Annotated in this window: 1 protein-coding gene; it reads right to left on the bottom strand. The window is 67.6% G+C overall.

Annotated features, from left to right (window positions below; all coding sequences use genetic code 11):
- On the bottom strand, positions 1–225 hold a 225-nt coding region (locus tag GTO19_RS22350), incomplete at both ends, for a hypothetical protein (RefSeq protein ID WP_291025189.1).

Genomic DNA, 225 nt, shown 5'->3' with positions numbered 1-225 from the left:
TACCGCTGGACGTAGGCCACATAGTGGGCCAGGTGTGCGCTCCGCAGCATCTCCCACTCACCCGCCTCCCGCGCCAGCGCGCGGCTGTAGTCGGCCAGTAAGGGGTGCAGTTCGTACCGGCCTTCCAGTTCACCGGGCCGCACCAATGATAGAAATGCCAGTTCCTCCAGCCCCCGCTCGACCTTGGCCAGCTCCTCCCCCAGCACCCCGGCAACGGACGGTGGG

The organism is Hydrogenophaga sp., from assembly GCF_011772445.1.
Taxonomy (GTDB): domain Bacteria; phylum Pseudomonadota; class Gammaproteobacteria; order Burkholderiales; family Burkholderiaceae_C; genus Hydrogenophaga.
Note: the sequence above shows the minus strand (reverse complement) of the source record. Positions and strands in the feature narration are given on the sequence as shown.